Source organism: Bacteroides sp. AM23-12, assembly GCF_003434395.1.
Lineage (GTDB): Bacteria > Bacteroidota > Bacteroidia > Bacteroidales > Bacteroidaceae > Bacteroides > Bacteroides thetaiotaomicron.
Genome location: NZ_QTLF01000004.1, coordinates 300000 through 319539, shown reverse-complemented (window position 1 = coordinate 319539; position 19540 = coordinate 300000). Strand labels below are relative to the sequence as shown.

Genomic DNA, 19540 nt, shown 5'->3' with positions numbered 1-19540 from the left:
CGTTTATTTTTTGAAGAGCCTGTCTATATCCAGTGATAGTCCTAATGTCAGGTTGGTTCCCGTCGTGGTAGGAGAGTTGAAATAATAATAATCCGGCACATAGTCGAACAGGTTGTTTACAGCCAGATTCATATTGATCCCTTTTATAATTCCCAACGAGAAAGTAAAATCCCATATCATATATCCCGGATACTCGACTGCCTGGCTTCCGGCAGACGGATTGTTGAAACTATCGTTGTAGATGTTTGTTTTAACTTTTGATAGCAAACGTCCGTTGAGTGAATAGTTGAAATCGACTTTGTTCAGAGTCTTGCCCCAGTCGATTCTTACAGTTGCCGTATGGGGTCGTGTATCTGTGAATTTCTTTTGACCGTCGCGCATGAACTCATGAATATAGGTGTATGACAGACGATAACCGAGTCCGCAAGGATACTTGGCGGAAACGTTGGCGTCAATTCCTGCAATATCCATTTTGTCGGTATTGGTATAGATTTGTCCTTTGGGGTCTTCGCTGTAAACGGTATTGATACGATTGTGTACCAGGTTATAATATCCTGTAATGGAGAAGTTATAACGACTCTTGGTATATTCGGCAGATACAGAGAAATTATGGCTTGTTTCCGACTTAAGGTCCGGATTACCATAAATCATCATCATATTTGCCATATTGAACACCATATACATCTCCTTCAGGGTAGGAGAGCGGAATCCTTGCGAATACGATCCTCTTAATGAACAGTTGCCTATCTTATACATCATTCCCAAATGTGGAGACAGATGGCGTACATTGGAGTCGGAGAAGTAGTCGAATCGTAATCCGGCTATCACATTCAGTCTTTCTGTGGGGTTCCAGTCGAACTGACCGAACGCGTCTGCCGTATGCATGGTGTGGTCTGCGTTATCAGTGAACTGGTAAGACATCAGATAATCGCGTAGGTAGTCGGCACCGACAGTCAGCGTATGCTTTCCGTTGAAGGTATAATTATAGAGTGCATGCACATTGTGCTGTACATTACTGTAATCACGCACGTCATTTTTATAAAGAGACTGATAATCACTCTTATCATACTGGTCGAAAGTATAGCCGACTTCAAGGTTACTCATTATATTGAAGGTGTAGTTAGCTTTCATTCCACCGCTGAATCCCCGGTATCTGTCCTGGGTATCCCCCGGTTTATTGCGTTCACGGAAATAATAGCCGGCTCTTCCCGTCAGTTTGAGCGTTTCCAGCGGACGATATATTAACCGTTCTTTGAAGTTCCACACCCGGCTTCCGAACACAGTAGAGAAATCTCCCGGATTATCTACGGCATAAGTGTCTACATTATTATATTGCACGTTGGTCAGGCTGTTGAATTTACCTGCATTAAATCCTGCAGTGCCACCATACCGCTGGTCGTTGTGTTCGGAGAAACGTGAATTAAGATTTAAGTTCCATGGATCGTCCGATTCGCGGGTGATAATGTTAATTACTCCTCCGATAGCACTGGAGCCGTAAAGGGTAGATGCTGCGCCTTTCACTATCTCTATACGTTCTACATTGTCGAGATTCAGACGTTCGTAGTCTACATTATTCAGTGTCTCTCCTGCCAGTCGTTCACCGTCCACCAAAAACAGTACGGAGTTTCCTCCGAAACCTTGCATGTTGATAGAGGTTTGCTGATCCATGGCGAAGGAGAATTCGATACCTGGCAACTCTGTCTTCAGCAGGTCGGCTACGTTGTTGGCATTTACTTTCTTAATATCATCTGAGGTGATTACCCGGGTGATGATGGGAGCGTCCTTCAGCAATTTGGGAGTACGGGTACCGGTTACAACGACTGTTCCGAGGTCGAACTGATCTTCGGATAAACGGAAGTTTATTTTCTTTTCCTTCTCGGTGGTTATTCTTTTTTCTTCTGTTTGATAACCTATGTAGGAGGCAGTAATGATATAAGAACCGATTCCGGGCAGTTGTAATGTATAGGTTCCGTCGGCACTGGTGACGGCTCCTGTTCTTTCCCCTTTTATGGAGATGGTGGCTCCCGGGAGAGGTTCACCGTTCGTATCAGTGACACGTCCGCTGATATGTTCAGTCGATTGTTGTGCGAATGTGGAACAGGTTGCTATAAAGGAGAAAATCAAGATGGATACTATAAATGTAGGTTTCATTCTTTGTAATTGGTTGCTTAGTTGTTTTCTTCGAAATCAAGCGGATACAGGAAGTCAAAGTCGATATATCCTTTTATGCCTCTGGCATTGGTATAGTTGGTAAAACGAATGGCTGCATAGGTATTATCCTTCAACCGTATCAGATAGACTTGATTGGACATGGTGTAAATAGGAGGCATACTTGAAGTGTCTACGTTTAACCAGCCGGATAAAATATCATTACGATAGTCTTCTGTATATTTAATGTTTCCTTCCATCATACCGGACATGTCGATTGCAATTTTATCCGTCGTCCATTCGTCTTTTACAAAATTCTCTTCGGCAGGAAGTTTTCCACTGGCCTTCAGGTCATCAATACTTGTATAAGTTGTCTGGAAGGCTGCACCTTCATTGGTTTTGATGTCGTAGCGGTGGATGGCAAGGTCCCATTCTGCCGGTATCTCGCTCTTATGTTCCTCTCCGATTTCAACAGTCATTGCTTTACGTTCAGATAGGTCGATATAGACCCAGTTAGTGTATTCAGTAGCATTGATTTGTGAAAAGCTACTCTCTTTAATCTCCATTTCCGCTTCGATGGGATCGTCGTAAATCCCTTCAAACATTCCATTACAAGCTGAGAGCGACATAGCCGCTCCCAGTATCATGATATTTCTGAAAATAGCGTTACTGCTTCTTCTCATTTCCTCTTTTAATTATTTATTGTGCACTAGTTTCATTGACGTTTCCGGTGAATACTGCGGTGATTGCCATAGGCATGCTTCCCGGTTTGAAGGCTACCGTAATTTCGGCTTTACCATCAGTCGTAACCGTACCTTCCAGACTTTCACCTGTAATTGCAGTGGGGGTACCGCTTGCGGATTCAGCTGTAGATTCAAATGCGCCTAAACTGAGCGTGTAACCGCTATTTGCTTTTTCAACCTTTACTCCGCTAATCGTGAAGTCTCCCAAATTCATATTACCGCCTCCTGATAAATTGCCAAAGCCGTTCAGAGTGATATCTACCGTAGTTTCGGATGCACGTTTAACGATTGCTTTACAATCTTCGGTAGAGCCGTACGAAGTTCCCCGAACGCTGATGGCGAGGTTTGTGTCATACTGATAAGTGGAGGCTACATAATAAGCGATCGGAGTTTCTCCTTGAATGAAATTGATATCTATACCACCCATCGGTACAGGAACATTGGCTTTCAGAGTTAATACTTTAGCATCGCTGACACTACCTTCCAATGTGTATTCGTAGTTGCCGGGAGTGTTTCCACCCATAGCCAGAGCAACTTCACCTTCGCCTTTGAAAGATTTAGAAGAAACTTTCAGATTGTTCAGAGTAAAATCTCCGGACCCGGATTTATATACGAGATTAATAGTACCATCTGTATTTGCAGTAATTGTTGCGCTGGCATCGCTGCCCATCAGATAGTCAGAGAACATTCTGCTTTCACCGATAGAGTAACCCTTATAAGTTCCGGCAATTGCTTTCGCTTGCTCAGTATTGTCGTCGTCGTCGCTACAAGAAACAAAAGTGAATGAGAATGATAGTGCCATGAGAGCAACCATCCATAAGTTTAATCTTTTCATACTGAATTTTGATAGATAATGATTAATTAAATTTCCGTTTGCAAAGTTACGGGGATATATAAGTGACGGCAATACCTAAAAGAAATGAAAAGAAATGAACCGTTTAATCATATATAGGTATTGGATGGCGGGGCATAAGTCTTTATCTTTGCAATTCTATATTAATTAAATATTAAAAACACAAAATTGAGAAGAAAATGAAAGGTGGCTACAGTAGAAAAAGTGTATTGACAGGACTTGCTTCTTTCCTGATTGTTTTGTTTACTATGCCTTTGGGGCATGCATTAATGATTTGCATGGAACATGCGCTTTCGTCTGTGGCGCTTCATTATGCAGCTTTCTCGATGGGAGCTGTGGGATTAGTGATGGTGATCGTCGGAGTATTTGCCAAAGGAGATACCCGGCAGACGTTGTGGGGGCTTTTTGGGGGACTGCTCTTCTGGACCGGATGGGTGGAGTTTATATATGTTTACTATGCGCATCGTTATGAGGTGCAGCCGTTGCTGAATGCTGCCGGAGAAGTGGTTACGAAACCGGAGTATCTGATCATGCCTTCCTCATTCGGCTTTTGGGTAATGTTCATGTTGATTTATCTTTTCAGCATCAAGAGCGGATGCGATTTCTTTACCTATCTTCAAAAAGTCTTTTTCCGTAAAAGTACTGCCACTATTGTAGTAAAGCCAATGACGCGGCATACGTCTATCGTAACTTTCATGGAACTGAATCTTATCATGTGGACCAGTTATCTGGTTTTATTGTTTTGCTATGATGAAAATTTCATTGGCGAACATAGCCCTGTTACTGCCGTTGTTGCGTTCGGTTGTCTGGTCGGTGCATTCTTTATGTTCAGGCGTTTGTTGAAAATCAGTCAATGGGGATACGCTATCCGTTTTTCTATTGCCACTGTCGTTGTGTTCTGGACATTTGTGGAAGTGCTTGGACGCTGGAATCTTTTTCATGAAATATGGGTAGAGCCGATGGCGTACAAGACTGAGATGATCACCATACTTCTTGCCTTCTTCGCTCTGTTGGCTTTCCTGTTTTATCAGTCTGCCAAAAAGAAGAATCGTTCTGTTTCCTGACCCTATTGTTTTTATCGTTCCTATCCGCTTTTGTATTCCTACTCTTATTTTACTTTCGCAAAAACCTTCCGCATTGCACTCTTGTTGTAGGGGGCGTGCGGGATGCGTAACTAAAAATAATAAAGTTATGGAAACGAAAGAGATTACAAAAGAGAAAGAAATGATGCACCTTGCTGATTGTATGGCTTCCATTATTAGCCAATTGAAAGAAGAAAAGAAATATTCGGCTGTACATACCTATAATAGTACACTGAATTCTTTCAAGGCTTTTTCTGATGGTGATGAGGCTAAGATGTCAATAGATGAGGTGTTCACAGCCGCACGGCTGAAGGATTATGAGGTGTGGCTGCGTCAGAAGAATGGTAAGTGGAATACTATTTCTACGTATATGCGCACGCTTCGGGCAGTGTATAATAGGGTTTGTCCTCCGGGAAGTGCTGAGTATCGCCCGAAACTGTTTGATGGTGTGTACACGCGGGTGGTTTCGCAGACCAAACGGTCGCTCACAGAAGACCAGATGCGGATGCTGCTCACTACGGACCTTGCGTCATTGCCACAAGACGTGCAGCGTGCGTTGGCTTATTTCCGGTTGATGTTCTTTTTTAGGGGGATGCCGTTTATCGATCTTGCTTATTTGCGTCAGCAGGATATACAGGGTAACTCCATTGTATATTGCCGTCACAAAACAGGACAGCAGATGACAGTACGGGTTCCTAAAGAGGCGCAGAGTTTGTTGAAGGAATATCGTAGCAAGCATCCGGACTCTGTCTATCTGTTTCCCATTTTGGATGAGACGGTGAAAGATGATGCTGAATTGTACGCCTGTTATCTGCGTGCTCTGCGCCATTTTAACAAGGGATTGGAGAAGATGACGGCATTGTTGTTACCGGATGTGAAGGTCAGTTCGTATACCGCCCGGCATACATGGGCTACATTGGCATTCTATCAAGGGCTACTGATAGGGGTTATCAGTAAGGCATTGGGACATTCTTCTATCAAGGTGACGGAAACTTACCTTAAACCTTTTGAAAACGAAAAAGTGGATAATGCCAATGATGACCTGATTGTATCTATTGTAAGGTTTAAGGAGAGGAAAGATTATAAATATCTAGCTGTGCAAAAGAGATTTATAGGTATACCGTTACTTACCAAGTAACAGGTTATTTCGGGTGACAAAGGTGGAAATAATCCTTCATATATCAAAATAAATGCTTTAATTTATCTTTAAACCTGTAAATATTTAACTGTTTCGCAGCACATATACACGTAAAACGACATATTGTTTCGGCTTTCATTTGAAACAACACATAATGCCTTTATCCATCTTTGAACTTTCAAAAACGGACCGCTATTCTATTTACTTAATCTTTGTAGAAAGTACCTTTTTCGTTTAAGAATTTTGTAAGAAAACACTTTTTCTTTCTGTTGCGGACTGCTTTTAGCTGTTACTTGGTAAGTAATTTCCGGTAACCTTTCTGTTACTTGGTAAGTAACGGTTGAACAAAGCAAACCATATGTTATCTATACGCACACAAACAGCTATTGCCGTGCTGCAAGATCTTTCATTCGATACTGTTTTGCAAACGGCTAATTTCCTCCTTTCTGAAGGAGAATGGAAAGATCTGTTCGACAAACTGGAAGCAGGGCGGCTCATCCGTCGTTTGCCGAATAAGGAGCCAGGAATACTCTCTTCGTATGAGTTAAGCCGCCCCTTGTCGGATATATCTTTACTGGACGTACTTGAAGCTACGAATGAACCTATCCGTTGCAATATGCCTACCCCTGAAGAATTTTATATATACCATAGGCAGATAGCCAACAAAATCGGTGTTTTCAATCAAGTGGCACGTACATTTCTGGCAGATATTAAAATAGCCGACTGGTAAACCTTCAAAATACCTCCATCATCATGAACATACCTGAATGTATCAGTTTTATAAACCGGAGAACTCTCTGCTGCGGATTGCTATTGACCCTTCTTTCTTACGGCTATGCCCAACAGAGAACAGGTGAAGAAGTATCTGGTAAGCCGATGATGCTTTACTTCCATTTTGACAGGGTGCTGGTGGACAGCAGCTACATGGATAACAGTAGAACGTTCCGGCATATGGACCAACTGTTCACCATTCTGTCCATCATGCCGCACACAATAGAAACAGATACTCTTACCTTCCTCCAGTCGGGAAAAACAATGTATCCGCAAAGAAATCCGGTAGCGGCTTCTTGCCGCCGACGTCCCTTGCTGGCACTGAAAACCAATCTTTTGTTTGACGCTGCACTGATGCCGAATGTGGAAATAGAAGTGCCTGTCGGCAAGCGTTGGTCGGTAAATGGAGAATATGCGTTCCCTTGGTGGCAGTTCGACAGGGGCAAGTACTGTATGCAGGTGTTGATGGGCGGTCTGGAAGGACGCTATTGGCTGGGAAGCCGCAAGAGTCGTGAAGACCGTGAAGTGCTGACCGGACATTTCCTGGGACTCTATGCCGGAGGTGGAAAATACGACCTGCAATGGGGCGAAAAAGGCTATCAAGGTGAATTCTTTATCGCTGCCGGCGTCAGCTACGGATGGGCTACACGTATTGCCCGCCATCTGCATCTTGAATTTAATATAGGCATAGGCTTGCTGCGTACGGACTACCGCCACTATCATGCACGCGACAATTACCAAACCTTGCTCTGGCAGGAAAACGGGAAATATACCTGGTTCGGTCCCACAAAAGCGAAAATCTCGCTCGTCTGGCTACTGAATCGTAGAGTGAAGAAAGGAGGCTCAAGATGAACGGTAAGCGATTATTGACGAACGACATACGTGCTGAATTACCATTCACCTGCATACATCTATGGATACTCCTTTGTCTGTTACTCTTCCTGGCAGGGTGCGAACGCAGGGAACTTACTTATTATGATGCGGCGGAAATCACTCTGACTGCCGATTGGAGCCAATCCGGGATGGACAACAAGGACGAGGCGGCGCGAGGCGCCACTGCCATATTCTACCCGACCAATGGCGGTGAGCCTAAAATCTTCCTGATGGGTGATTACTCGCGGGAAGCCATAAGACTGCCGGAAGGAGTTTACAATGTCATTCTTTTCAACCGTTCCTTTACAGATTTCAGCAATATCGCTTTCCGGGGAAACGACGGATACGAAACATTGGAGGCTTATAACAAGAAAATAGAAACACGGACAGACGGAGAAACGGATACCCGCACCATTACCGGTTCTCCTGAAAAGCTAGCTTCCGCCACAATGGAAGGTTTCACGGTAACAGAGGATATGCTGGGCAACTATTCCCAGACTACCTCCGGTAAGTCGGCATATTCCGTTGAGTCAGGAGATGATCGTTGCACGCTGCACCTTGTCCCGGAAAAACGGACGAGCGAAGTAATAGCTGTGATACGTGTAGAAGGATTAAACAACGTCCGTTCCGCTATCTGTCGTCTGGATGGTATCTCAGAATCTATCTTCCTTGCCACAGGCAAAGCATCGGGACAGAGTGTGGCACAAGAGTTTCCGCTCTCCCATCCGGTGTTCGACGAGGGTTCACCTTTCAACGGAACATTGACAGGGACGTTCAATGTATTCGGCATCGACTTCACCCAAAGCCACCGGTTGCATCTGGAAGCACAGTTGGTAGATGGAAAAACCGTTTTCGAGGGAGATTATGACAACGTGAGAGTGACCGAGAAGGACAACGGCGAAGGCGTTATCACCATTTATGTGGAAGCTACGACAGACAAAATTCCCGATGTAAAGCCCGAAGGCGGTTCCAACTCGGGATTTGATGTAGATGTAGACGGTTGGGGGGATGAAGTGGATACGGACATACCGATAGAGTGACTAACAAGAGATTAATTCAATATAATGAGTAATTTAAAATTTTGGAAAATGAAAACGATTAATGTAATGATGGCATCACTTGCCGCTCTGCTGGTAGCAGCCTGCTCGCAGAATGAAGTGACGGAAGTCAGTCCGGACGCTCATCCGCAGATGAAGTTCGGAGTGTACACAGGAACACCGACCCGTGGAGTAGACACGGACAATAACAGTATCAAGGATGACCCTACCGATGGCAATAAGTACGGTGGCTTCGGCATTATGGGGTATTTTACGGGCAGCAAGGGCTGGAATGACGCAAAAGCATCGACCGCCCCCGGATTTATGCACAACCAGATGGTGAAATGGGACGAAACGCTGAACAGCAATACAGGCGGATGGACGTACAGCCCCGTCAAGTACTGGCCCAACAACAAGAACGACAAGATTTCCTTTTTCGCCTACGCACCCTATGAAAACAAGTGGGAGTCGGGAGAAAAAACGGGCGTGACCGTCTGTGACGCCACCACACAAGGCATTCCCTATGTCAAATTCAAAATAAAGGAAGGCGAAGACCTTCCCAAAATGGTGGACCTCGTAGTCGCTAACGCACTTGACAAGACTTACGAAAACAGCAAGAGCGGAGTCACCTTCAATTTCGAGCATACGCTCTCGCGCATTTCGTTCCAGGCACAACTGGGCGATGGCGTATACACCTCCCTGAATGGCACGGACGGTTTTGTCTATATCACCGAAATGTGGATTGTGGGAAGCGACCACGGTACATCGGGCTCCGATGGCTATATGTCGCTAATCAACGCTTCGGCGGAGAGCAATACCAACTCCAAATTCTACACCACCGCCACGTGGAAGGAACTACACTGGAATTACGGGACAACCGGAGCTACTCCCGAAGCAGTCATTCCTACGAAGGATTTCAGCCTGAAGAAGATACTGAACATAGACGGCGGCATTACGGAATCGAACCCGACCGCAGGCCACAGTAGTGGTACAGTTACAGGCGTGAAAATAACCGCAGACTCGCAAGGCAACGGTAATGCCGTCTCCCTGTTCCCCGACAAGCAATATCTCTACCTGATTCCCGTAGGCGATAATGAAGCCGACGCGACTAAAAGCGGCTGCGCCGCGGGAGATATATGGTTCGGGTTCCATTACGACATTGTTACCCCGGACAAGACGACTACCGCACCTAACTTGAAGTACATTGCCAGCCATGCTGAATCCGTAGTGAAAATTCCAGCAGGCCATTTGAAACGCAAAAAGACCTACCAGTACACGCTCGTCATCAACCTGCACGAAATCACGATTGCGGATGCCAAGGTAGATGAGTGGGGAAATGAAGTGACTGAGTCTCCGGTAGAGTAAACCAATGTCGGTTCAGGCTTCTTATCAGCCCATGAGTATACTGACAGAAAGAAAAGGCCGGGCGGGGTTGAATGTCCCTTCCCGGACACAGAAAGAAAAGAGACTGAATGAAGAAATCTGGAAAAAGGAAAGAATGATGAATATGAACGAATCTACAGCAGGGATTTTTCGCAGACAGAGGCAACTTGTTGTAGCGGTGCTCACCGCTACACTTCTCGCTACTCCGCTTTTTACCGCCTGTGATACAGGGGGCGAACCGCAGGAGTCCCCACAAGGAGGCGGTCTTCCGCTGAGTTTCCTGACCACCGTAGAAGAACTACGGACACGTGCCGAACTGAACACTGCCAACCTCACCACGATAGGGGTTTTCGCCTACCTGACGGACGGTGATTTCGATCAAAGTACCGCTACGCCGGGATTCATGTTCAATCAAAAGGTGGAACGGGCGGGCAATGGAAGCCCGTGGACGTACTCTCCCGTAAAATACTGGTCGAACAATACGACGGACAGGCTGAGTTTCTTTGCCTATGCCCCTTATGTTGACGAGATGGCAACGGGTGGTAGCAATCCGTCCTTCCAAGAGAAGATTACGGCTAAGGGTTTTCCTGCACTTACCTACACCGTACCGTCGGCAGAAGCCAATCAAGTTGATTTGCTTGCCTCCGTGCCATTGATGAACCAGACTTATCAGGGAACAAGCGGCAGCATAGGACTCACGATGAAACATACCCTGAGCAAAGTAAGATTCAGCGTGAAAAGTGAGGTGGGGATTAAAGTGACCGCTTTATCGGTCAATAATGCTCCGGCGGCAGCCACACTTACGTTTAATGACGATAGCTCCGGTTGGGGAGGTTATTCCGGTACACAAACTTTTACGGCAACCCTTGCCGGTGGCGGCACGTATGTGACAGCCAATGCCGCGGATTTCCAAACACTGGCTACCTTCTTTCTGCTGCCCAATAAGGCATCCGCCACGTTTTCCATTACTTATGTGCAGGATGGAGAACCAAAGTTGGAATTTAAGAAAAGTAATATAGCCTTACCCACCTCTTCCGCATGGATACAAGGAGCGGGGGTGAATTATCAGCTCGATGTGAAGAAAGACGGGTCGGTGATTGCCACTGTAGGCCAGGATTGGACTTCCGGGTCGGGAGGCGGTATGTCGGGGAAAGAAAAGGGTATTGCTTCCGCTACCGACTGGGTAACCTTTGCCAAGCTATGGAATGCGAACGGACTTCCTACTTTGTCTGACGGGGTAACTCCTGATTATTCGTTGTATGAAGACTATGGCTGGTATGAGACGGAAGGAGAGAACCGGGTTTTTACCATCAAACTGACTTCTTCGTTTGTGCTGACGGGAGTCACTACAGGCGAACTCTATCAACCGGTAGGTACGGATAGTCATCCGCTTACACTTCCTATTGACGGGCAAGGATGGGAAATCAGCATCGACTTACAGAACAATTCTCAACTTATCGCAGGTAAATATTCGGGCGTGGTGGGGTATACGCAGTCCGGCATCAGTAACCTGCGGGTGGTGACCATTCCCGGCAACAGTTCTACTGCAGGTTACAGCATCGAGTCTTCGGGAGCCACGTATGCGGGCGTACTGGCAGGTAGGGTCGATGGGGATATGCTGAACTGTTCGGTGGAACTGGTCAAAACAACGGTGATCAACACAAATACCTCAGCTACAAACGCCATGTATATAGGTGGATTGGTAGGCTATTGTAACGGCAATATCCTGAATTCCGCTGTTTATGAGGGTTCGTCCGCTGCTTCTGCCTCCGTGATTAGTTTCAGCAAAGCTTCAGCGGGAAGCGGCATCGGTGGACTGGCAGGTGGTGTGGCATCCGGCAAGACGGTAGGCAATTGCTATGTACAGCTTTCCAAGTTGAGCAATCAGGGCGGAGATACACCTGCTGCCGGTTGGCTGGCGGGCAGTAAGTCGGGAGCCAATTTCAGCACTTGTCATTACATGACGGGGAATACCGCTACTGGCTGCACGCCTGATGATCCGGCAGCAGGGATCGTCGGTTTTACAGACCTCACCGGATTATGCGCCTCTCTGAACACGGAGGTGGACAAACATATGGAATGGGCACGCTGGAAAGAAGTTACCGCTACAGGTTCTGTAGAGACAGTGGAGTTGGATTTATATAGATAGAATTTTGATACTAACATTCATGAATATGTGGAACATGAAGAAATATCGGATAGTTGTAGGAGTATGGATGCTTTTGTTGTCGTCAGCTTCGTGTATGGACGATACAGGACGATACGGGCAAGACAACCGGAACTACCGGATAACCGCCTCCATTGAGGATGCAAATGTGGCGTCTCGTGTGGCAGACAAAAATAACCGGACTTCATTCACGAAAAATGACGAGATTTTTATCGGGTGGAGCGGAAGCGCCTCTTATAAGTACCTCTGTTCGGGAACGGACAACGTATTTGTTCCGAACGCTTCGGATGCCAACCGGGAATTATGGACGGGACTACTGAATGCCTCCTCAACGAAGGAAGTATATGCTTGGTATGGAACTATGAGCAGCACCTTGCCCGCAGTGGGGACCAATATTTCCATTCCGCCGGACCAGACCTCGGATAGCAAGATGTTGTCCGCCATTTGTATGGCGGCACATCAGTCGGCGTCTTCCACAACCAATACGCTGGATTTTACATTTCACCATCTTACGGCACGACTTTTTATCTCCGTGGATGTGGTGGATGATATAGTGATGCAGGAAGACGTTATGGGAGCAACGGCACGGCTCAACCGTATCTATACAGCGGGGAATGTAGCTACGGATACCTCCTCCAAAGAGTATCTGCTGAACGTTCCGACCGACAAGGCAGGCACGGGTAGTATTCGTATGAATCGGTCGTGGTCGGACCAGGAAGCGTTTCATTTGGATTTCGAATGTCTGCTGCCACCCCAGATACTGGGCGAGGAACAGAACGTCACAATCATTCTGGCCAACGGTAAGGAGTACGATTGCCACGTAAGTGCCGACCTCACACTGGCAGCAGGGCAGAAGACCATTCTGACCGCAGAATTAAAAGCAAGCGAGAGTTCGACTTTCCAACCGAAACTGACAACGATTCCCAACGCAACAAGTGCTTTTTCCGGTAATCGACTGTTCTGTGCCATAAAAGACAATTCTACCGATGAGTTTAGCTATCATATATATGACCTGCAACCGGACGGTTCGTGGGGAGAAGGAGTACTCGTGTATGAGGATGAGGCTGGAACCACACCGTTTCCGACAAATCAGTACAAAAGCATCCTGAAAAAGAGTCCCGCAATCGATATTTCCGGTGATTATGTCGTGGTTAGCGCTGATACCGGAAATAACAATAATTCTACTTTCTTCATCAAAAAGAGCAAGACTACCGGAAAAAGGTATTGTGCGAACGGGCAGATTCAAGGGCATGGATATAGTGTCTGTATCAGCAATGATTTTTTGGTTAGCGGAAATCATGTAAACAGTGGAAGTGCTTATAATCACGCTTATATATATCCTATTGATGAAGACGGTAATTTGGGTGCTGTTCAAGATTCACCGGCAGGAATAGGTGCCTATAAATGCTCCATTTATGGAAACATACTCGCCACCAATACCGGTGTGTATGAATACGATGAGAGTGATGGGGGATGGAAAAAGTTATTTAATACTGCCTATGGAAAAACCCAACGTGTAGCCACTGATGGGAAAAGAGTGATAGCACAGGATGGAAGTTCGATATCCGATGTGCGTATTTATAATGTGGAAACACATTTGGAGGAAGCATGGGACGGTGCAAAAGCAAGAGCAGCGCAAAGCAGGCCGATAGGTATTTACGGGAATTATGCCTTGGCAGGCACAACCACTGCAATAAACATTTGCTACAGAGATCCTGGCACAGGAAAGTGGAGTATCATTAATCCGGATGGGGGATTTCTGGAAATGATGAAACATTGGGACCCAAGTATTACACTGACAGAAATTAGCGGAGAAAATCTTGTTATAAAAGGTACACGTGCCATGATTGTTAGTAGTGGCTCATCCTTCTTTATCGAAAACATAGATAAGATGGTAGAAGATTATCTGGCGAATCCATATTAGAGGGAGCAAAATGACACTTCGACCGATATGCCGGAAGTCTCTTTTCAAACGATTACAATAAATATAACCTGGACGGAGAGAGCCGCTGAATGCCCCTCTTTCCGTCTATTAAAAACAAGAATATGGCAAAGAATTTACTCAAAGTATGGATGGCGGACAACACCGTCACCACTGATGACAAAACGGACAAAATTTTCGTCCTCGAATCTACCCGTAGCGTTGACCAACAGTTCGTGCTGGACCGGATGGCTGCCAAAAATCCCGGTCTGCACCGCGAAACGATGTCGGCAAGTATCAACCTTTATCACGAAGTTATCTCCGAACTGGTGATGAATGGATATAGTGTCAATACGGATCTTTTTCGTGCCGTTCCGCAGCTCAAAGGGCTTGCCGAAGGCAATGCATGGAATCCGGAAAAGAACTCTATATATGTGTCGCTGACGCAGGGAAAAAAGTTGCGGGAGGAGATTAAAGACACTACCGTACAGATTTTGGGCGACCGACAGGCTACTATGTACATCAACGGCACATTGGATGCCGCCACGCGGGCTACCAACCTTTCGGCTACTGCCGGACGTAACTTTACAGTTCTGGGGAAGAACATAAAGGTAGCAGGCACCGACGCCTCGGTAGGCATCACCCTCACTGCCTCCGAAGGAGGAAGCGTCACAAAGCTCGACGCTGATATGCTGGTAGTAAACGATCCGTCACGACTTATCATCTTGCTGCCTTCCGGCTTGAAAGACGGAGAATACACGCTCACCGTTACCACACAATTTGTTGCCGGAAAAACGTTATTGAAGTCTCCTCGCCAAGCCTCGCAAATTATTTATATTGGTGAAGCCCCTGCCGGAGGTGGTTCGGGTTCGGGCGGTGGAGACGAGGAAGCACCCGACCCTACAGTATAAGCGTTGGTAGCTTCCGGTAGCAATAGCCTCCCTATATCCTCCCTGTCCTTTAGTAATATACCGGATTTTTGATGTGTCTGCCTTGATAGATTATCAAGGCAGGCATGACAGGGTGACAAGGCGGTCTTGACAGAGTTATCAAGGCAGGCTTGACAGAGCTATCAAGGCAGACACGACAGAGTTATCAGTTTTTTAATCCGCTTGAATGGAAAATTCTTCCATCCGTTCCAATTCCCAACCACGAAACTACATCACAATGCAAGGTAACTCGGTGCCCTCTACTAATCGGTGCACCTTCGTTGCAGCGGCATATTTTTTAATCTGCTCTACCGCTTCTTGCCATTGTGCTTTGGCTTTGTTGTCGGCAATGTTAAGAAAAAGACCTGAACTAAATTCTTCGGTGAATGTTCTTTATGATATAAATGTATAATAGTTATATAATATGGAACCTCATCATCACGAACATAATCACCGGATAACGTCGCTTAATAAAGCTTTTATTATAGGTATCGCTCTGAACATCTCTTTCGTTATAGTCGAGTTCGGAGTCGGTTTTTATTACGATTCTCTGGGCTTGCTTTCTGATGCCGGTCATAATCTGGGCGATGTGGCAAGTCTGATACTTGCTATGCTGGCTTTCCGGTTGGAGAAAGTTCATCCGAACAGTCGTTATACGTACGGATATAAGAAAAGCACCATACTTGTTTCTTTGTTGAATGCGGTCATATTATTGGTTGCCGTAGGGATAATTATCGCTGAAAGCATAGATAAGCTGTTTCATCCGGTATCTGTTGACGGTTCCGCCATTGCTTGGACTGCCGGAGTAGGAGTGGTGATCAACGCACTTACTGCCTGGCTTTTTATGAAGGATAAGGATAAAGACCTGAATGTAAAAGGAGCCTACCTGCACATGGCAGCTGACGCACTGGTCTCTGTCGGAGTAGTTGTTTCCGGTATTATTATCATGTATACGGGATGGAGCATCATCGATCCGATTATCGGATTGGGCATCGCTGTGATTATTATTGTTTCTACCTGGGGATTACTTCACGACAGTCTTCGATTATCGCTGGATGGGGTTCCGGTGGGAATCGATACTCAGCAGATTCAGCAACTGATAGTGGAACAGCCGGGGGTAGAAAGCTGTCATCATCTGCATATTTGGGCCATCAGTACCACGGAAACGGCTTTGACTGCACACGTTGTCATCGATAATATGGAAAAAATGGAAGAAATAAAACACTTGATCAAGAGCCGATTAGATGAAGCAGGCATTCATCATGCTACCTTAGAATTTGAATGTATAGGCGTTTCGTGTGAAACAGAAAATAACTGTTGTTAGGTATTTGTAGCATATAATATAGTTATATGTTGTGATTGTCCAGGCTGTAAAGAGTATCTATTTTTGCAGTCTAGATTATTCTATATAACAAATACTACAATGAGGTCATTTATTTTTTCTTTGATTATAATTATTTTTTCAGCTATTTATTCTCAAACAATCTGTGCCCAACAAAGAGATATTGTATTAACTGGTACCGTTACTGACCATCAGGGAGAGCCCTTGCCAGGTGTTACCATTCGCGTTCGGAATACCCAGTTTGGTACAGTAACGGATGCAGATGGACGATATTTGTTACGTGGCCGATGGGAAGAAGGAGATATAGTTATTTTTTCTTTTATCGGAATGAAGAATGTCCGTGTGAAGTATGTCGGACAAAAGGTACAGGATGCTGCTATGCAGCAGGATACCCAATCATTAGAAGAGGTGGTAGTAGTTGCCCGTCCTAATATCAATGAAATGGATATTCGTGCAAAATCCGGAGTTGTGCAGCGGGTAGACATGGAACGATTGAACAGTAAACCAATGATTGATATGTCCTTGGCTTTACAAGGAACGGTGCCCGGTTTGATTGTGACCAATACAGGGGATCTTGGTTCAAAACCTAAAATACGTATCCGGGGAAACTCTTCTTTCCGTGAAGGAGATACTGCCAATGAACCATTGTACGTAATGGATGGTAAGGTTATATCGTCAGATGCATTTATGACACTTAATCCGTCAGACCTTAAAGAGATAAAAGTTCTGAAAGATGCTGTAGCTTGTGCCTTATACGGTATAAAGGCTGCCAATGGAGTGATTGAAATCACTTCTTTGCGTGGAAATCCCGATGGAAGGCTGACAACCAATTACAGTTTCAATATGGGTATCACTACTCGGGGACGACGAGGAGTGGAAATGATGGATACCGATGAAAAACTGGAACTGGAACGGCGTTTACAGAATGCCTCTACTCCCGGCTATCGGTATAGTGAAGATTATTACCGGAAATATTTCCCGAACAGTCCGGATTTGAATAGTATGATTGCCGAGGGACAGGGAGTGCTTGATTCCTTGAGGAATATTCATACCGATTGGTTTGATGAATTAATACATCGCAGTATTTATCAGCGACATAACCTCAGTGTCAGGGGAGGGACGGAGAACACCTCTTATTATATATCTGCCAATTATGCCCAACAAGGAGGACGGGTACCGGGGAATGATACGCATCGTTTCACTGCTCGTATGAGTCTTGATCAGAAATTGGGACGATGGGGATATCTCTCTCTGAGTACTGATGCAGGATATTCGGAGACAGATACACCGAACGGGAGTTCTTATTCGCCTACCGATCTTGTATATCAACTCAATCCTTACGAAACGACAACTGGAAAATTAGTATCTTATTCAAATGCATCGTCTGATTATACTTATAATGATCTGGTCAGACAGTATAATAGTAAATCGACAGATAAACGCGGTGGAGTAAGTGGAAGTTTAAACTTAGAGCCAGTGAAGGGATTGAATATCGATGCGGTGGCAGGTATTGATGTGTTGTTGAACGAAATGCTTACCTTGGTACCTTCTACCGCTTTATCAGAACGTGTTGGAGGAGTACGGGAAGAGGAACGGGGAAAGTTGACGAAGGGAAAGAATGTAACAACAAATGTATCTTCAAATGTCCGTATTACCTATAATAAGGAAATTGCGGGCAAGCATGATCTGACCTTTGGTGGTAATATGGACTATTATATGGCTGATGTTGATAATGTTTCTATTACCGGTTATGGAGTCGGTACCCAAATGTCTCCGGCACTTATCAATCAATCTATCACTGGAAACCGGAAACCATCAGTGGGTTCGCATAAAGAAAAGACTGCTCAATTGGGGGTAGGTCTGGTGGCGGGGTATAGCTTTGCGACCACTTATGACTTTTTTGCCACTTACAAAGCCGATGCTTCTTCTGTTCTTCCCAAAGATAAACGTTGGAATGCCGCATGGGCAGTCGGACTGGGATGGACGGTCAGTCAGTATCCTTTTCTCAAAGACAATAAATTCATTACACGCCTGAATCTGAAAGCTTCCTACGGGCAAATGGCAAACCTGGCGGGTGTATCAGCTTCTTCAACGATAGGTACTTTTTCTTATTCTACCAGTTATTACGGCAATGCCCGCCTTTTACAATTGGCCGAACTTTATAATACCGACCTGAAGCCGGAACAGACTATTACTACAGATTTTAGTCTTTCCGTTGAATTTTTTAAGCGTCTGACACTGGATGCTAATATCTATAGGCGTGAAACGACGGATGCGTTGCTCGATGTTCCTGTCCCTCTATCCAATGGGTTCAGTACAATGAAGCGTAATATTGGAATACTCCGTAATGAAGGTTTCGAATTAAGTGCCTTGGTGAAGTTATTCGATACTACGGACTGGCGTATGTCTTTACGCGGTTCGTTGGCTTACAATCGTAATAAAGTGGTCGATTTATATCATGCAGATCGTTTATATGCAAGTGAAGAGGCTATTGTCCCCGACTATGAGGTGGGGAAATCTTATGATATGATTTACGGACTAAAATCGTTGGGTATTAATCCGATAACTGGGCTTCCTGTATTTCTGGGAGCAGATGGCAGCGAAGTTCCCGCTACCGAGAATCCGAAAAAAGAGAATATAGTAGCATTGGGGCATTCTACACCACCATATAGCGGTACACTGAACCTGAGCTTTTCTTACCGTGAGTTTGATTTGGATATGGATTTCTATTATGTGTTCGGAGGGTATCAGAAATATAATTATTCGTATGTTCGCGATGACGATAATGCCAATAAAAATGCAATTAAAGGACAGTTGCAGAATATGTGGTTTCAAAAAGGGGATGAAGGGAAAATTTATTATTCTCCTTTCTTTAGCTCATCTGCTCTTGCTTCATTGACTGATTATGCCAATACGGAAACGGTTGGTAAAAGCGATTACCTGAAGCTATCGATGGTGTCATTACGTTACCGTGTTCCGCACGCATTTCTGGAGAAGAATTGTAAATTTATCAAGTATGCTAATATCGCTTTTCAAGCTTCTAACTTATTTATGATTACTCCTTATAAAGAATCCGATCCGGAAACCGGTTCATTGGCGGGAACAATGCAGCCTGTGTTAACTATTAATTTAAGTTTGACTTTCTAACAGATG

At 45.1% G+C, this 19540-nt stretch carries 14 protein-coding genes; 11 read left to right on the top strand and 3 right to left on the bottom strand.

All coding sequences use genetic code 11. From position 1 onward, the window contains the following. Positions 1-3: 3 nt before the first annotated feature. From DW640_RS06615 to DW640_RS06605, 3 genes are read right to left on the bottom strand one after another with little or no spacing between them, the layout of a single operon-like run. Positions 4-2151 carry a TonB-dependent receptor gene (locus DW640_RS06615; protein WP_048697406.1) on the bottom strand — a complete coding sequence of 716 codons (2148 nt, stop codon included), beginning with the start codon at positions 2149-2151 and terminating at the stop codon, positions 4-6. Positions 2152-2168: 17 nt separating this feature from the next. Beyond that, the gene (locus DW640_RS06610; RefSeq protein ID WP_048697409.1) at positions 2169-2831 is read right to left on the bottom strand and encodes an HmuY family protein; all 663 of its coding nucleotides are present in this window, start codon (positions 2829-2831) and stop codon (positions 2169-2171) included. Between the two features lie 16 nt (positions 2832-2847). Next, on the bottom strand, positions 2848-3726 hold the full coding sequence (locus DW640_RS06605; RefSeq protein ID WP_117577652.1) for a calycin-like domain-containing protein: 879 nt from the start codon (positions 3724-3726) through the stop codon (positions 2848-2850). 197 nt (positions 3727-3923) lie between these two features. Here DW640_RS06605 and DW640_RS06600 point away from each other — a divergent pair, with 197 nt between their 5' ends. The 11 genes from DW640_RS06600 (at position 3924) to DW640_RS06550 (ending at position 19534) form a co-directional block, all read left to right on the top strand. Further along, positions 3924-4808 carry a hypothetical protein gene (locus DW640_RS06600; RefSeq protein ID WP_048697416.1) on the top strand — a complete coding sequence of 295 codons (885 nt, stop codon included), beginning with the start codon at positions 3924-3926 and terminating at the stop codon, positions 4806-4808. A gap of 127 nt (positions 4809-4935) precedes the next feature. Beyond that, complete coding sequence (locus tag DW640_RS06595) at positions 4936-5964, top strand: site-specific integrase (protein ID WP_048697420.1); 1029 nt, start codon at positions 4936-4938, stop codon at positions 5962-5964. A gap of 358 nt (positions 5965-6322) precedes the next feature. Then, a complete protein-coding gene (locus DW640_RS06590; protein WP_048697421.1) occupies positions 6323-6694 on the top strand; it encodes a hypothetical protein in 372 nt (123 codons plus the stop codon). A 23-nt stretch (positions 6695-6717) separates the two neighbouring features. Next, a complete protein-coding gene (locus tag DW640_RS06585) occupies positions 6718-7587 on the top strand; it encodes a DUF3575 domain-containing protein (RefSeq protein ID WP_065421918.1) in 870 nt (289 codons plus the stop codon). Next, a complete protein-coding gene (locus DW640_RS06580) occupies positions 7584-8648 on the top strand; it encodes a DUF5119 domain-containing protein (RefSeq protein ID WP_055229460.1) in 1065 nt (354 codons plus the stop codon). The genes DW640_RS06585 and DW640_RS06580 overlap by 4 nt, the downstream gene beginning before the upstream one ends. Positions 8649-8696: 48 nt before the next feature. Next, the gene (locus tag DW640_RS06575; RefSeq protein ID WP_048698736.1) at positions 8697-10010 is read left to right on the top strand and encodes a fimbrillin family protein; all 1314 of its coding nucleotides are present in this window, start codon (positions 8697-8699) and stop codon (positions 10008-10010) included. 31 nt (positions 10011-10041) lie between these two features. After that, positions 10042-12177, top strand: a complete 2136-nt coding sequence (locus tag DW640_RS06570) for a fimbrillin family protein (protein WP_158562592.1) — start codon at positions 10042-10044, stop codon at positions 12175-12177. 34 nt (positions 12178-12211) lie between these two features. Beyond that, positions 12212-14119, top strand: a complete 1908-nt coding sequence (locus DW640_RS06565; RefSeq protein WP_147326375.1) for a fimbrillin family protein — start codon at positions 12212-12214, stop codon at positions 14117-14119. Positions 14120-14241: 122 nt separating this feature from the next. Continuing rightward, positions 14242-15027 (top strand): DNA-binding domain-containing protein, encoded by a 786-nt coding sequence (locus DW640_RS06560; protein ID WP_048698677.1) that lies wholly within the window; start codon positions 14242-14244, stop codon positions 15025-15027. A 442-nt stretch (positions 15028-15469) separates the two neighbouring features. After that, a complete protein-coding gene (locus DW640_RS06555) occupies positions 15470-16369 on the top strand; it encodes a cation diffusion facilitator family transporter (protein WP_048698680.1) in 900 nt (299 codons plus the stop codon). 99 nt (positions 16370-16468) lie between these two features. Then, positions 16469-19534 (top strand): SusC/RagA family TonB-linked outer membrane protein, encoded by a 3066-nt coding sequence (locus DW640_RS06550; RefSeq protein WP_048698682.1) that lies wholly within the window; start codon positions 16469-16471, stop codon positions 19532-19534. Positions 19535-19540: the final 6 nt, after the last annotated feature.

Excerpts from the sequence above, each read along its gene's own strand:
- DW640_RS06585 (WP_065421918.1), top strand. The coding sequence starts at position 6,718 with ATGAACATACCTGAATGTATCAGTTTTATAAACCGGAGAACTCTCTGC.
- DW640_RS06595 (WP_048697420.1), top strand. The coding sequence starts at position 4,936 with ATGGAAACGAAAGAGATTACAAAAGAGAAAGAAATGATGCACCTTGCT.
- DW640_RS06610 (WP_048697409.1), bottom strand. The coding sequence starts at position 2,831 with ATGAGAAGAAGCAGTAACGCTATTTTCAGAAATATCATGATACTGGGA.
- DW640_RS06555 (WP_048698680.1), top strand. The coding sequence starts at position 15,470 with ATGGAACCTCATCATCACGAACATAATCACCGGATAACGTCGCTTAAT.
- DW640_RS06560 (WP_048698677.1), top strand. The coding sequence starts at position 14,242 with ATGGCAAAGAATTTACTCAAAGTATGGATGGCGGACAACACCGTCACC.
- DW640_RS06590 (WP_048697421.1), top strand. The coding sequence starts at position 6,323 with ATGTTATCTATACGCACACAAACAGCTATTGCCGTGCTGCAAGATCTT.
- DW640_RS06580 (WP_055229460.1), top strand. The coding sequence starts at position 7,584 with ATGAACGGTAAGCGATTATTGACGAACGACATACGTGCTGAATTACCA.
- DW640_RS06550 (WP_048698682.1), top strand. The coding sequence starts at position 16,469 with ATGAGGTCATTTATTTTTTCTTTGATTATAATTATTTTTTCAGCTATT.
- DW640_RS06570 (WP_158562592.1), top strand. The coding sequence starts at position 10,042 with ATGAGTATACTGACAGAAAGAAAAGGCCGGGCGGGGTTGAATGTCCCT.
- DW640_RS06600 (WP_048697416.1), top strand. The coding sequence starts at position 3,924 with ATGAAAGGTGGCTACAGTAGAAAAAGTGTATTGACAGGACTTGCTTCT.
- DW640_RS06565 (WP_147326375.1), top strand. The coding sequence starts at position 12,212 with ATGAAGAAATATCGGATAGTTGTAGGAGTATGGATGCTTTTGTTGTCG.
- DW640_RS06575 (WP_048698736.1), top strand. The coding sequence starts at position 8,697 with ATGAAAACGATTAATGTAATGATGGCATCACTTGCCGCTCTGCTGGTA.
- DW640_RS06615 (WP_048697406.1), bottom strand. The coding sequence starts at position 2,151 with ATGAAACCTACATTTATAGTATCCATCTTGATTTTCTCCTTTATAGCA.
- DW640_RS06605 (WP_117577652.1), bottom strand. The coding sequence starts at position 3,726 with ATGAAAAGATTAAACTTATGGATGGTTGCTCTCATGGCACTATCATTC.